General features: G+C 37.7%; 11 protein-coding genes. 7 read left to right on the top strand and 4 right to left on the bottom strand.

The features are described from left to right. Nucleotides 1-20 precede the first annotated feature (20 nt). Genes A8B79_RS14490 through A8B79_RS14480 form a run of 3 tightly spaced genes read left to right on the top strand, consistent with a single transcriptional unit; the run spans nt 21 to nt 2,758 of the window. Nucleotides 21-800, top strand: coding sequence for a PhzF family phenazine biosynthesis protein (locus A8B79_RS14490; protein ID WP_066224043.1), 780 nt, complete (start codon nt 21-23; stop codon nt 798-800). Beyond that, entirely contained in the window at nt 800-1,609 is an 810-nt protein-coding gene (locus A8B79_RS14485) for a sulfite exporter TauE/SafE family protein (RefSeq protein ID WP_066224040.1), read from the top strand. The genes A8B79_RS14490 and A8B79_RS14485 overlap by 1 nt, the downstream gene beginning before the upstream one ends. A gap of 9 nt (nt 1,610-1,618) precedes the next feature. Then, entirely contained in the window at nt 1,619-2,758 is a 1,140-nt protein-coding gene (locus A8B79_RS14480; RefSeq protein ID WP_066224039.1) for a glycosyltransferase family 4 protein, read from the top strand. On the opposite strand, the gene rlmN is transcribed toward A8B79_RS14480, so the two are convergent. Continuing rightward, nucleotides 2,751-3,860, bottom strand: coding sequence for a 23S rRNA (adenine(2503)-C(2))-methyltransferase RlmN (gene rlmN, locus A8B79_RS14475; RefSeq protein ID WP_066224037.1), 1,110 nt, complete (start codon nt 3,858-3,860; stop codon nt 2,751-2,753). The two genes, A8B79_RS14480 and rlmN, sit on opposite strands and share 8 nt — an antisense overlap. Nucleotides 3,861-4,031: 171 nt before the next feature. On the opposite strand from rlmN, the gene A8B79_RS14470 reads away from it, so the two are divergent. Beyond that, nucleotides 4,032-7,034, top strand: coding sequence for a T9SS type A sorting domain-containing protein (locus A8B79_RS14470; RefSeq protein ID WP_066224035.1), 3,003 nt, complete (start codon nt 4,032-4,034; stop codon nt 7,032-7,034). Nucleotides 7,035-7,115: 81 nt separating this feature from the next. Here the strand turns inward: A8B79_RS14470 and A8B79_RS14465 are convergent, their stop codons facing one another. Then, entirely contained in the window at nt 7,116-7,754 is a 639-nt protein-coding gene (locus A8B79_RS14465; RefSeq protein ID WP_066224033.1) for a peroxiredoxin-like family protein, read from the bottom strand. Between the two features lie 94 nt (nt 7,755-7,848). Here A8B79_RS14465 and A8B79_RS14460 point away from each other — a divergent pair, with 94 nt between their 5' ends. After that, entirely contained in the window at nt 7,849-8,754 is a 906-nt protein-coding gene (locus A8B79_RS14460; RefSeq protein WP_066224032.1) for a mechanosensitive ion channel family protein, read from the top strand. 3 nt (nt 8,755-8,757) lie between these two features. On the opposite strand, the gene A8B79_RS14455 is transcribed toward A8B79_RS14460, so the two are convergent. Continuing rightward, nucleotides 8,758-10,020: a hypothetical protein gene (locus A8B79_RS14455; RefSeq protein WP_066224028.1), complete on the bottom strand. Its 1,263-nt coding sequence runs from the start codon at nt 10,018-10,020 to the stop codon at nt 8,758-8,760. A 102-nt stretch (nt 10,021-10,122) separates the two neighbouring features. Continuing rightward, nucleotides 10,123-10,872: a ZIP family metal transporter gene (locus A8B79_RS14450; protein ID WP_066224113.1), complete on the bottom strand. Its 750-nt coding sequence runs from the start codon at nt 10,870-10,872 to the stop codon at nt 10,123-10,125. Nucleotides 10,873-11,008: 136 nt separating this feature from the next. Between A8B79_RS14450 and A8B79_RS14445 the strand changes: the two genes are divergently transcribed. Both A8B79_RS14445 and A8B79_RS14440 read left to right on the top strand, forming a co-directional pair. Then, complete coding sequence (locus tag A8B79_RS14445) at nt 11,009-11,662, top strand: protein-L-isoaspartate(D-aspartate) O-methyltransferase (protein ID WP_066224026.1); 654 nt, start codon at nt 11,009-11,011, stop codon at nt 11,660-11,662. Beyond that, complete coding sequence (locus A8B79_RS14440; RefSeq protein ID WP_153038454.1) at nt 11,662-12,780, top strand: DUF368 domain-containing protein; 1,119 nt, start codon at nt 11,662-11,664, stop codon at nt 12,778-12,780. Before A8B79_RS14445 ends, A8B79_RS14440 begins: the two co-directional genes overlap by 1 nt. Nucleotides 12,781-12,795: the final 15 nt, after the last annotated feature.

Below are 12,795 nucleotides of genomic sequence, written 5' to 3'. Positions count from 1 at the left end.
TAACTCTAAATAAGTCCGGTATGAAAGTCCCAATTTTTCAGGTTGATGCATTTACTGATCGTATTTTTGGTGGAAACCCTGCAGCTGTTTGTCCACTTAAAGAATGGCTTGATGAAAAAACGATGCAACGTCTCGCTCAGGAGAACAACCTTTCGGAAACTGCTTTCTTTGTTAAAAATGGAGATGAGTATGACCTAAGGTGGTTTACACCGGAAGTTGAAGTTGATCTCTGTGGCCATGCCACGCTCGCAACCGCACACGTTTTATTTGAGCATCTTGATTATGCAGAAGATGAAATTCGTTTCCAAACCAAAAGCGGATTATTAATAGTTAAAAGAGAGGGAGATCGCTTGATGATGGATTTTCCTACTGATGATATGCCCCAAGTAGATCCACCGGCGGTTTTATTTCAAGCACTTGGTATTAGGTCTGATCATGTTTTCTTTACTGATGACTATATGGTCGTTTTAGATTCTGAAGAAGAAGTTCAAAATCTTGAACCGGATTTCAGACTTTTGTCAGAAGTTAATGCGCGTGGGGTTATAGTAACTGCACCGGGGAAAGAAGTAGATTTTGTCTCCAGGTTTTTTGCTCCCGGAGCAGGAATTGATGAAGATCCCGTTACCGGTTCTGCACATACAAAACTAACTCCTTATTGGTCAAGAAAATTAGGTAAAGATATTTTGGAGGCCCGACAGATCTCAAAAAGAGTCGGAGAATTATCCTGCAGAAATAAAGGTGAAAGAACTGAAATATTAGGTAGTGCAGTAACATATATGATCGGAGAAATAAATATCTGATGGGATTCGAGCTGCTGATTTTTATCGGATTGGTTGCAGGACTGGTTGCCGGATTAATGGGAGTTGGGGGAGGTATTATTTTTACCCCGGTTCTTTATTTTCTGTTTGAAGAAGCCGGAGTTGAACAACCGGTTTTATGGACGATTGGGTCAGGACTTTTTTGCACTTTTATAGCTGCACTGGGAGGAACAGTCAGGCAATACATTCAGAAAAACTTTTTTCTCAAGGAGGGAATTCTCTTAGGAGTTCTTGGTATGACAGGCGTTTATTTAGGGAAGCTTGTTATAACTTCATCTTATTACAACAGAGAACAATTCGCCATATTTTTTAGCTTGATGTTACTTTATGCGGCGTATATGCTCTTCAAAAGAGGTTCTGATAAAGGAGATGAATTTAAAAGAGAATATTCTAAGATAGGATTTAAAGCAGCTTTAACTACCGGAGGTGCAGGGGGTTTTGTAGCTGCATTGGCCGGAGTTGGTGGGGGAGGAATTATGGTTCCGATAATGAATCTCGTGTTCAAACAGCCTTTTAAAAAAACAGTGAGTGTGTCTCAGCTTGGGATGGTGATCATGGTTTTCTCCGGGTGGTTTCAACTGGCTTTACTCACTCCTGAAGGAATTGGTATCACAGAAAGCACGATGGGTTTTGTAGATTTCGGAGCATCTTTGCCATTATCGATAGGGGGTTTGATCGGAGGCTTTGGAGGAGCTCTGCTTAATCAGAAAATCCCAAGGAAATATTTGCAATGGGGATTTGCTGTTTTAGCTGTAATTATGGCGGGAAGATTGATCTATAGCATTACATAATTCAAACTGATGAGAATCGGATATATAACAAAAGAAGATCCCAAGAATGTTCGGGCTTATTCCGGAACACATTTTGCGATGTATCAGGCGCTTAAAGGAGAGTTTGAAGAGGTAATCCCGTTGGGTCCGATCGATCACTGGTATAAAAATGTCGCCAAGCTGAAAGGGAAATTCCTTACGTTTGGCAACGAAAAGCTGTTCAAATTTCAATATGATATAGAGCTTGCTCAAATACATGCAAAGCAACTGGATGAAAAGATCGAGCAACTAAAACCGGATGTATTGTTGGGTTCGCTGGTAAGTCCTGAAGTTGCTTTTCTTAAAACAGACGTTCCGCTTTATTTAACTACTGATGCAACCTTCCCGCTGTTGCAGGATCTTTATCAAAGCCATTCTAATCTTCATTCCTTATCAATAAAAAATGCCCTCATTCTTGAGCGAATGGCATTTGAGAAAGCACGAAAGCTGTTGGTGCCATTGAAATGGATTTCAAAATCCGCACAGAATAATTACCGAATTCCTGAATCAAAAATTGGAGTAATACCATACGGTTCTAATCTGGTCTCACCAATTGAAAATGAGGTTCAGAATCTCATTAAGGAAAGAGTAAGATCAGAAGAATTGACGTTTCTTTTTGTTGGAGTAAGATGGGAGGAAAAAGGCGGTCCGGAAGCAGTTGGGATTATAAAAGAACTAAATAGCAAAGGCATAAAAGCCAAATTGATTGTTGTTGGCTCCACTCCGAAAATTGATGAAGATTATGTGGAAGTAATTGGGTTTCTGGATAAGCAAGACACGGATCAATTATTAAAATTAATAGAGCTTTATCAAAAGTCGACTTTTTTCATTCTGCCAACAAAAGCGGAGTGTGTAGGAATGTCGTTTATTGAAGCGGCTTCTTATGGTTTGCCGGCTATTGGTTCAAATGTAGGAGGAGTTCCCGAGGCAGTGATCCATAAAGAAACAGGATTGGTTATTGATCCGGAGGAAAGCCCGTCCAAGATTGCTGATGAAATAGCTGAACTATGGAATAACAAATCCATGTACAAAGAAATGTGTGCACAATCCCGAAAAAGGTATTCAGCACAAATGAACTGGAAAAACTGGGCAAAAAAAGTAAAAGAAATACTATCTAAAGAGGTTATTTAGCAATTGTCTTACCGCGCGGAGTACCTTCACGAATCGCAAGCTGTCCACATCCTGCGTCAATATCATCACCACGACTTCTCCTAACTGTGGCTCGTACTTCATTTCTGGAGAGTTCCTTCATGAATTTGTTTAACCGCTCTTCCCGAGCACGATGTAAGGCTACTCCGGCAACATTATTGTACATGATGATATTTACCTTACTTGGTGCCCACTTCACGATTCTGGCAAGATTTCGGGCATCTTCTTTGGAATCGTTGAATTCATCAAATAATAAATATTCGTAAGTGATCGGGCGCTCTGTTTTTCTGTAATAATGACGAACGGCTTCTTCCAGACTTTCCAGATTCATGGAGCTGTTGATTGGCATGATCTTGTCACGTTTCTCATCGCTGGGAGCGTGAAGGGAAATAGCCAGATTAAACGGCTCTTCATCATCCGCTAGTTTTTTGATCTGCTTAGTCAATCCAACAGTAGAAACGGTAATTCTTTTGGGAGAAAGCTCAGTTCCCAGAGGGTCGGCAATAATAGAAGCAGAATTTACCACTGTTTTATAGTTATGCAAGGGTTCTCCCATTCCCATATAAACAATGTTTGTGATCTTTTTGTCGTATTCCTTCAAAGAAATTTCATTGATATATTGGACCTGATCCACAACTTCGCCATGACTAAGGTTTCGGAAGAATCCCATTTTTCCGGTTGCACAGAAAGCACATCCAAATACACATCCAACCTGAGAAGACACGCAAACCGTTAATCTATTGGCAACGCCGTCGTCATAAAAATCCGGAATCAAAACAGCTTCAACTTTGTAGTCCTTATCTTCATCAGCCAGTTTGAAAAGAAATTTTATAGTACCGTCTTTAGATTTTTGCTGATCAGAAAGTTGAATGCGATTTATGTAAGCAACTTCATTCAGTTTTGTCCTGAGGTCTTTTGACAAGTTGGTCATTTCTTCGAAAGAAGAAGCGCCTTTCTGGTACAGCCACTGAAAGATCTGATCGGTTCTGAAGCGGGGCAAACCCAATTCAGAACAAAAGTCTGACAGTTCTGTTTTAGTGAGTGATTTAAGGTCGGTTTTTTGAGAAGTATCTACTGATGTCATAGTACACTAAAGATAAGCAGAAAGCGTGCCAAGGACTAGGAGGAAAAAGGTTATTCTGAAACGATAAACTCCGAAATCATTTGTAAATATTGTTAATCAAAATAGTTTTATAGAAAAAATACTTTATTATTGATAATAAATAACTTGTACATGTTTAAAATGATTTAAAAAATGAGAAATATATTTTTATTAGCTTTACTTATTAGTTTGTGTATCAGTAACTATACCATCGCTCAATCTGTTTCTAAAAATCCTGTAGATAATCTATTTTTGGAAGAATACGAGAGTGAACTAGAGCTACTGTATTATAATGGTTTCAAATATATAGGAGATATTAACGGAGACGGTGATAGAGACTTCTATTTTGCGAGAAATATTCGAGACCTTTCAACAGAAGATTTGGGTGATTTCTCGAATAAAGCTCTTTATTTCAACGGAGGAATAGATTTTGATTTAGAAGCTGAGATAGTAGAGACATTATCTTCAGAAGCCAATTCGAGTTATTATCCAGTTGGTGATCTTAATGGTGATGGGATATCAGACTTTGTTAGCAGATCGAATCTTAGCTCAGATTATATAATAAACTTCGACCTCAGCAATGGGCTGAGAAATAATATACAAAGTATACCTCTTTCTTCAGAATTTGCAGAATCAATATCAAACGGTGACTATTTAAGTGAATTCGATTTAAATGGTGATGGATTTCAGGATGTAATAATTCAGAAAGATTACAGAAATAATGCTCAATATTTAGAGGTTAAAATCATTTTTGGGGCCGATGATCCTGATTCTACAAAATTTCAAAGCTATACTATCACAAGTAATGACAATGAAGAAGTAGATCTTTATAATCACGCATATATTTTACCGGCCGACCTTGATGCAGATGGCAAGTATGAGATAGTTGTTTTTGGATATCATGAAGCACTACAAGTACAGAACGAAGACGAGATTGATGTATTAACATTAGCTTTAGATTCCAATTTAGGTATTGAAATTGAGAGTGTTTTGAACTTGGAAAACATTATCCAGAATAATAGGCTAAAAGCTTTTTTAATTAAAACTCCAGATTCATCAGCTTCTTTTTTTATACAAAATAACAGAGGTGAAAAGAAAATAGTTGAACTCTTAAAGAGCTCAACTTCTATTACAATAAACCAAGAATTAGATGTGTCCAGTAAATTTTCATATGCCGAAGTTAATGCAGTAGGCGATATTGATAACAATGGAGTAACAGATTTTATTGGCCCTTCTTCAATAAATTTTGATGAAAGAGTTTTATACTTTGGGGAGAATGAAACCGGAAATTATACATCAATAAATTTAACGGAAGAATTAGACCAATCTGTTGAGTATCTAAGGTCAGATATACGTACACCAGAAAATACGCTTGGGGATATTAATGATGATGGAATTGATGATTTGATGCTATATCATCTTGAAAGTGAAGGTACGGGTGATATTAGTTCTGTTGTAGGAGCAGGGATTATAATAATAAATGGTAATGAGTCCAGAAACCTGCAAGATACCGTATCATATTTCCAAAAATGGCCCGAAGATCAAGTGTCAATAGCTAGTTTCAATGCCGGAGATTTTAATAATGACGGGATTGAAGATTATGGAGCTATATTTAAGAATAACATAAATAGTAATAAATCATCAAGAGTAGAAATATATTTTGGAGCAACTGACAAAATAGATTGGGAAACTCCAGACCTCATTTTAGAGCATGAAAATGGTTACTTACCTAGTTTCCCTGCAGTGGGGGACTTTAACGGTGATCAAATAGAAGACCTAGCTGTTAATTACGAAAATGAATCTGGTGGAATAAGGATATATTTTGGAGGAACAGCAACAGATAATATTTCAGATCATGAAATTACTCTTTTATCAGTACTGAGTATTGATTCATTATCAGTGATAGGTGGCTACAATGCTCTTTCAACTGTAGTAAATCTTGGAGATTTAAATAAAGATAACTCCGATGAACTAGGATTTTCGAGGGAGTTTTTGGCGGCAGATCAAATCAATTCCTCCAATTGGTACGTAGCCTATGGTGGGGGCGATTTAACAAATACATACGATCTAATATTTGATGGGCACCGGTCCAATTTTGAAGCTGTAGGAGATATAGACTCTGATGGAAATATAGAGTTTCTTGCTGCTTCTCCAATTTTTAACAGTGAAATTGTTGAGATTTATGAATTTGATACTGAGAATGAAGAGGTTGTAATGGAGTACTCTCTTGCCAAGCCCGAAACAGTTAGTGGTACACGTAGAATTTTAGGATTTGGGAATAGCAGTGCTTCCGGTGATTTTAACGGCGATGGAATAATCGATTTAGTAATTTCTAGCTCGTTCCATTCTAATGGAGAAGGAAGAGCTGGATTTCCTCCGTTTGATTATACATACGAAGGGGGAGATGCTGTATTTGTATATTATGGTGGTCCAAATTTTGATACTCAATTCGATCATGCATTTAAGGTAGGTATTCAAGAATTACGAAAAGAAGAGTTTTCTGAGAATACTCAATATGTGTACCAATCAAATGGTGAACTAACTAGTATACCTGATATAGATGACGATTTGGATGATGAGTTACTTTTTGGAACGGATAATCAAGATTTTCTTACAAATGCAGTGATTTTTTCTGGACAGAGTGATTCGTTAAACTTTGGATCCGAAACTATATTCATGATAAATGGTTTGAATAATAACCTTGCATTAGGGAGCATTAACTCAGATAATAAATATCGAGTTGCGAGTTCTGCAGTTGGAGATTTTGATTCAGATGGTAGAACTGAACTTTTATTGCCTCAACCTGATGACGCAAATTTTAAGTCTGATGTGATATCAAAATACAATCTTTATGAAGAACCTGTTTCTAATGAAGATAATGTAAATATTATAAGCTCGTACAGTTTGAATCAAAATTATCCTAACCCATTTAATCCCTCAACCAATATCAGTTATTCAATTCCACAAACAACAGATGTAAGTTTGAAAATTTATGATATGAATGGAAGATTAGTATCTACATTGGTAAATAAGAGACAAACATCCGGTACTTATAATGTAAGTTTAAATGCTAGTGCATGGGCAAGTGGAATCTATTTTTATAGAATAGTTGCAGGAGATTTTGTAAAAACCAGAAAGCTTACACTGATCAAGTAGCTAGTACTGAAACTATCAGATACTAAAAAGACGAGATTATTAAAGCTCGTCTTTTTTTATTTAATAAAGGATGATGTACTCTTATTTACTAAAAGCCTTCGCCGCTGCCAAAAGAATTCCGCCGTCAATTCGTTCTTTGTAATTTGGATTTACATAGGAAAACTTGATTATGCCTTTCTGGTCAACAAGAAATACAGCCGGCGCAGGAAGCAAGTGATGATCGTATCCGGAATCCTTTTCAATATCGATATCATAAGATTTATATCTCTCCACTGTTTCATCATCCATTTTGAAAGCAATTCCAAAAGCTTTGGCAGCCGTCATCGGAGCATCAGACAAAAGTGTGTAGGTCAACTCGTTTTTATCCATTGTTTGTTTCAATAGCTCGGGTCGGTCAGCACTTATTGCATAAACCTTGTAACCTTCTTTTGCTAGATCATCTTCGATTTTTTTCAGATCAGCAAGGTGTCTGTTACAATAGGGGCACCATCCACCTCTGTAAAAAACAAATATGGTAGGTTGATCTTTTACGATATCTCTAAGGTTGAGATTTTCACCGTCAGTATTTTTAACAGATACATCGGGAATGGTTGAACTTATGAGTACCGGATTTACTTCTTCGGCCGACATCGCATAATCCTGAGCGATTGATGAAGGTGAAAAAAGTAAAACGAGAGCTAAAACAGGAAAAAAGCAGGTGCTGAATTTACGTAAAGTCATTGTTAGTCAATTATTTATGATAGTTTGGAACATTATATGTTAGAAAATCATTGTAATAATTATAAAGACTAACTTTGTAACAAGAATATAAAATATGAATTTGGAAGAAGGGTACAGCCTAATAACTGAAAAACTTCAAGAATGGTTGAATACTGCCATCGAGATGTTGCCAAATCTGGCGGTAGCAATACTGGTATTAATAGTTTTCTACTTTATAGCCAGTTTGATCAAGAGATACGCAGGTAAACTTCTGCATAAAGTAACTACCAATAAAACAATTGTGGGATTAGCCCAAACTGTTTTAGGAGTAGCTGTAATTGGCGCAGGTGTATTTATCGCATTGGGAGTTCTGAATCTTGACGGAACAGTAACCAGTCTGCTTGCAGGTGCAGGTATCATTGGATTGGCTTTAGGTTTCGCATTTCAGGATATAGCGGCAAATTTCATTTCAGGTATTTTATTATCTGTTCGACATCCGTTTGGTATTGGAGATATCATTGACAGTAATGGTTATCTGGGAACTGTTCAGAAATTGAATCTGAGAAACACCATCATTAAAACGCCTCAGGGTCAAATTGTATACATTCCGAATAAGGAAGTGTATGAGAACCCATTTATGAACTATACCAAAAATGGAGAACGAAGAATAGATCTTCAATGCGGTGTTTCTTATGGAGATGATCTGGAGAAAGCCAGAAAGATCACGCTGGAAGCAATCAACAACCTTGAAGGAATTGATAAGAACAGAGATGTTGAATTTTTCTATGAAGAATTTGGCGGAAGCTCTATCAATTATGTAGTTCGTTTTTGGGTGGATTTCAGAACACTACCGGATTTTTGGTCACCAAGAAGTGAAGCAATTATGGCGATCAAAAAAGCGTATGACGAAAACGATATTATGATTCCATTCCCAATCAGAACATTAGATTTCGGAATAAGAGGTGGAGAAAAACTGAATTCTGTGCTTAAAAGCGGATCAGATCTATCTTCTGAATCTTAAAACTTATAGCCGGCTGTTTACTACGTTATTGTAAACAGATCCAAAATTGATCCCGAAACCAAAAGAGGCGCCAAAATTATATGAGGTTGCCTGGTTTCGAAGGTTCAATAAAACTTCGGCATCAGAAGCATCACCGGCAGGGATTGAAAGCTGATCATTGATTATGGAATATCTTCCAGAAGCTGAAAAGCTTAGCAGACGTGAAACCCGCATGTTTATTCTGAGATTAAAATCGAGCCTGTTTTTCGAGAAATCGTGCATATAATTCCCGGCAGTTATCCGCCCATCAATACCTCCCCATGCCTGGGTGAATTGAGTATTAATAGAAATTTCTTGCCTAAGTAGGAATTCTTCAGTTTTGTTGAAAATAGTGGTATCGGAATAAAAGTTTTGTTGAGCAAGCATTCCGTATCTAAAGGTCACTTCCCTTCTGGCAAACTCAGAATATGGAAATAAGCTATATTCAATAGATGGTGTTGCTCCTATTCTTAGATCTAAATTATTTTGAGTGGAAGATCTCCCTCTTGCATACCCTCCAATAGTCCAATGCTCGGATAAACTTTTGGCTACTAAACCATAAACATTCTGGTCTTCGGTAATAAACGTGTCTGTTTCTTTGTTGCCTAACGAATCTTCATTTACAAATTGTCTGTTCCTGTAGTTCTGCCAGTATTCAAAGCGCACTTTCCAATTTTCTGTAGTTCGTTGAGCTTCAAAATTTCCATTAATCCGGTAGTCTTTTTTAGATTCTTCGCCACTAAAATTAGTACTGGCTCCTAGTTCAAAATTCCACCCATTCCATGGATCGTCTATTTCTTCAGGTGTAGTTGTTCTGTTATCCTCAACACCAACATAGCTTACTTCCAGATCTGTAATGATATCTTTTTCAGATAAGTAATTTATAAGTCCCAGCTTTACATACTTAACTAACCTGTTTCTCATAAGTTCATTAGTATCAGATTGAGGCGAAATAAAAAGTATGGTGTTATCTTCACCTTCAAACTCTCCTAAGCCAATGTAGTCAAGAGTAAACTGATAACCTCCGCCCCCTGTTCTCTGCAAAGTAACAAGCAATTGAACCTCGGCCACACTTTGGTCTCTGACAAAATTTACATAGTTGATCTCACTACGTACAAAATCATCATCACAACCTCTGCAATCAATATAGACAGTTAATGTTGAGTTATTTATTTGTGCAATAAGTGAAGTAGGTACAACAAAAAATAGTATTAGAAAAAGCGTAAGGAGCCTTTGCTTAAAGGGCATTTGTTAGTTTTAGTAGGAAAAATTGACAAACTTAAATTTAAGAAGTTGACCAGTTTATTGGTACAAAAAGTTTATAAAGTGATGTAAAAAATAGGATAGAGATTAACGCCCCAGAAGTATCTGAAATGCACTCATTCCCAGTATTGCCAAGGTAACCCAGAGTCCGATAGTATGAGGTTTACATTTTTCCAGTGCTTCAGGAACAAGATCAGCGAAAACCATCCAGATCATTGCTCCGGCAGCAAAGCCTAACCCAAAAGGAAGATATTCTCTGAAAGTTTCAACGAAAAGAAATGCAGGGATTGCCATCAGAGGTTGAGGTAAACTGGAAAAAATACTCCATCCGATAGCTTTCATGGGAGAAGTTCCGTTTGGGACCATAACAAGACTAATAGCCAAACCTTCCGGAATATTATGAATGGCAATTGCTATAGCTATAAAAGCTCCAAACTCCATCGTGCTGGCAAATGAAACTCCTACACTTACACCTTCTGCAAAAGAATGTACAGTCATGATCCCCAAAAAGATCAGCATCTGTTTTCTTTTTCCTCCAACAACATCTTCCAAGCCGGGTGTGGAGCGACCTTCCAACCAATTGTTGGCTAAAACGACCAAGATTACTCCGGCAAGCATTCCTGCGATTGTCATCCATTCGCTTTCATTATAACCTTCAAAGATCAGGCTGTAACTGGCAGCAAGCATCAATCCGGCAGCAACAGCGTTTGACTTGCCCAGAAAGGAATCAGAAATTTTATCAATAAAAAAGAAAGGCAATGCACCAAGTCCCGTTGCAAGGGCAGTGATCAATGCATAAATAAATACTTGAACAACGGGTAAGTCGATCCATTCCATCTCAGAATATATATAGCTTATGAATTGAAAGCAGGTCATTTTGAAATTTAGAATCGCATTAAATAGAGCTTCATTAAGTCAAAAAAATAAGAGATGAATTTGGTATACTTTGAGTAATTAATAAATCGGCAGGTGCATGGTAAATCAAAGTCGTCGTTTTGTTCGGCCGCGACAAAAACTGGTTGAATTACTTAAAGAAAAAGGAATCAAAGATTCGAATGTGCTTATGGCAATAGGGAAGATTCCACGCCATAAACTGGTAGATACTGCTCTTCATCACAGAGCTTATACAGATAGTGCATTGCCAATTGGGTTAGGACAAACTATCTCTCAGCCTTATACCGTTGCTGCTCAAACAGAGTTGCTGGAATTGTCAAAAGGAGATAAGATCCTCGAGATCGGAACCGGATCAGGATATCAGTGTATGATACTTTGCGAACTGGGAGCTGAAGTATACAGTGTGGAACGACACAATGAATTATATCACCGAGCAAAAGAAGCGATGAAAGAAGAGGGATATTCACCACTTCTAAAATCAGGTGACGGAACTCTTGGTTGGTCAACCTACGCTCCTTACGATGGCATCATAGTAACAGCTGGAGCACCGGTAGTGCCTGAGGATCTGATTAAACAGTTGAAAGTCGGAGGAATATTAGTGATTCCGGTTGGAGACGATAAAACGCAGAAAATGTTGAAAATTACAAGAGTATCTGATACTGAATACAAGCAGGATGAGTACGACAATTTTAAATTTGTTCCTTTGATCGGTGAAAAGGGATGGGGAGAATAATGAGAGATAGCCAAAAGGATAAAACCACATTTAAGGAGGCACCGTTTTTAGTTATTAAAGGTTTTTTGATGGGATCCGCAGATATAGTTCCGGGCGTGAGTGGTGGGACCATGGCCTTGATTCTTGGGATCTATGAACGATTGTTGAATGCGATCAAAAGTGTAAACGGGCCTTTTTTAAAAGCTTTTTTCTCATTTAAATGGAAAACTGCTTTCAGGGAATTGCATATCAAGTTTTTGATCTTCTTGTTTGGAGGGATTTTTGTAGCTCTTGCCTTTTTTACCAAAGTAGTTCCGCTTCAGATTTATATGTTCACACATCCCGAAATTGTGTATGGACTATTTTTTGGTTTGATATTGGGCTCCATCTACATCTTATACAAAACGCTGAATGAGATCAGTTGGCAGGAAATTCTAATGAGCGTTGTTGGAATAGGGATCGGGCTTTGGGTCGTTTCGTTGGTTCCGGCAGATACTCCTGAAAATCCGGCCTTTGTGTTTTTAAGTGGTATGATATCTATCTGTGCAATGATACTTCCGGGAATTTCAGGTTCGTATTTACTTCTTATTATGCGAAAATACGATTATCTGCTTTCAAATATTGGGATGATAGGCGGTTCGGAAACTATGGACGGAATAATCGGATTATTGCCATTCTTACTGGGAGCCGTAGTTGGACTCGCAGCTTTTTCGAGATTTTTATCATGGTTGCTCGGGAAATATCATTCGCAAACTATTTCAGTGTTAATCGGTTTCCTGATCGGTTCACTATTTGTGATCTGGCCCTATCAGAACAGAGAGTTTGTTGAGCAAGTGAGAGATACTGAAGAGATCGAATATACTAGCGAAAGGGCGCAAGAATTGATGAGTTCAGAGATCAATGAAAACCTGCCTGAATATCAAAGGCTTGGTAAAATCATAAACCCTGACGCTCAATTTGATGAGTTTAAAAAGGTAGAAGTTGAGACGGTTAAAAAGAAGATGATCAAGTCGAACCCGTTTCTTCCCGGGATAAGTGAAAACTCCGATCCCGAGACCAATGTTTGGGGAGGAGTAATTGGAATTTTGATCGGAATGATGATGGTTGGTGGATTGGATTATTTACGAGAGAAAAGCTAAGCTCATCTAAGCATA

The sequence above is a fragment of the Balneola sp. EhC07 genome (genome assembly GCF_001650905.1).
In the GTDB taxonomy this organism is placed as follows: domain Bacteria; phylum Bacteroidota; class Rhodothermia; order Balneolales; family Balneolaceae; genus Balneola.
This window is presented reverse-complemented; position numbering and strand designations above follow the sequence as displayed.

Bases quoted from the DNA above. Each gene is read 5' to 3' on its own strand.
- A8B79_RS14455 (WP_066224028.1), bottom strand. From the start codon at position 10,020: ATGCCCTTTAAGCAAAGGCTCCTTACGCTTTTTCTAATACTATTTTTT.
- A8B79_RS14480 (WP_066224039.1), top strand. From the start codon at position 1,619: ATGAGAATCGGATATATAACAAAAGAAGATCCCAAGAATGTTCGGGCT.
- A8B79_RS14460 (WP_066224032.1), top strand. From the start codon at position 7,849: ATGAATTTGGAAGAAGGGTACAGCCTAATAACTGAAAAACTTCAAGAA.
- A8B79_RS14465 (WP_066224033.1), bottom strand. From the start codon at position 7,754: ATGACTTTACGTAAATTCAGCACCTGCTTTTTTCCTGTTTTAGCTCTC.
- A8B79_RS14445 (WP_066224026.1), top strand. From the start codon at position 11,009: ATGGTAAATCAAAGTCGTCGTTTTGTTCGGCCGCGACAAAAACTGGTT.
- A8B79_RS14470 (WP_066224035.1), top strand. From the start codon at position 4,032: ATGAGAAATATATTTTTATTAGCTTTACTTATTAGTTTGTGTATCAGT.
- A8B79_RS14440 (WP_153038454.1), top strand. From the start codon at position 11,662: ATGAGAGATAGCCAAAAGGATAAAACCACATTTAAGGAGGCACCGTTT.
- A8B79_RS14450 (WP_066224113.1), bottom strand. From the start codon at position 10,872: ATGGAATGGATCGACTTACCCGTTGTTCAAGTATTTATTTATGCATTG.
- rlmN (WP_066224037.1), bottom strand. From the start codon at position 3,860: ATGACATCAGTAGATACTTCTCAAAAAACCGACCTTAAATCACTCACT.
- A8B79_RS14485 (WP_066224040.1), top strand. From the start codon at position 800: ATGGGATTCGAGCTGCTGATTTTTATCGGATTGGTTGCAGGACTGGTT.
- A8B79_RS14490 (WP_066224043.1), top strand. From the start codon at position 21: ATGAAAGTCCCAATTTTTCAGGTTGATGCATTTACTGATCGTATTTTT.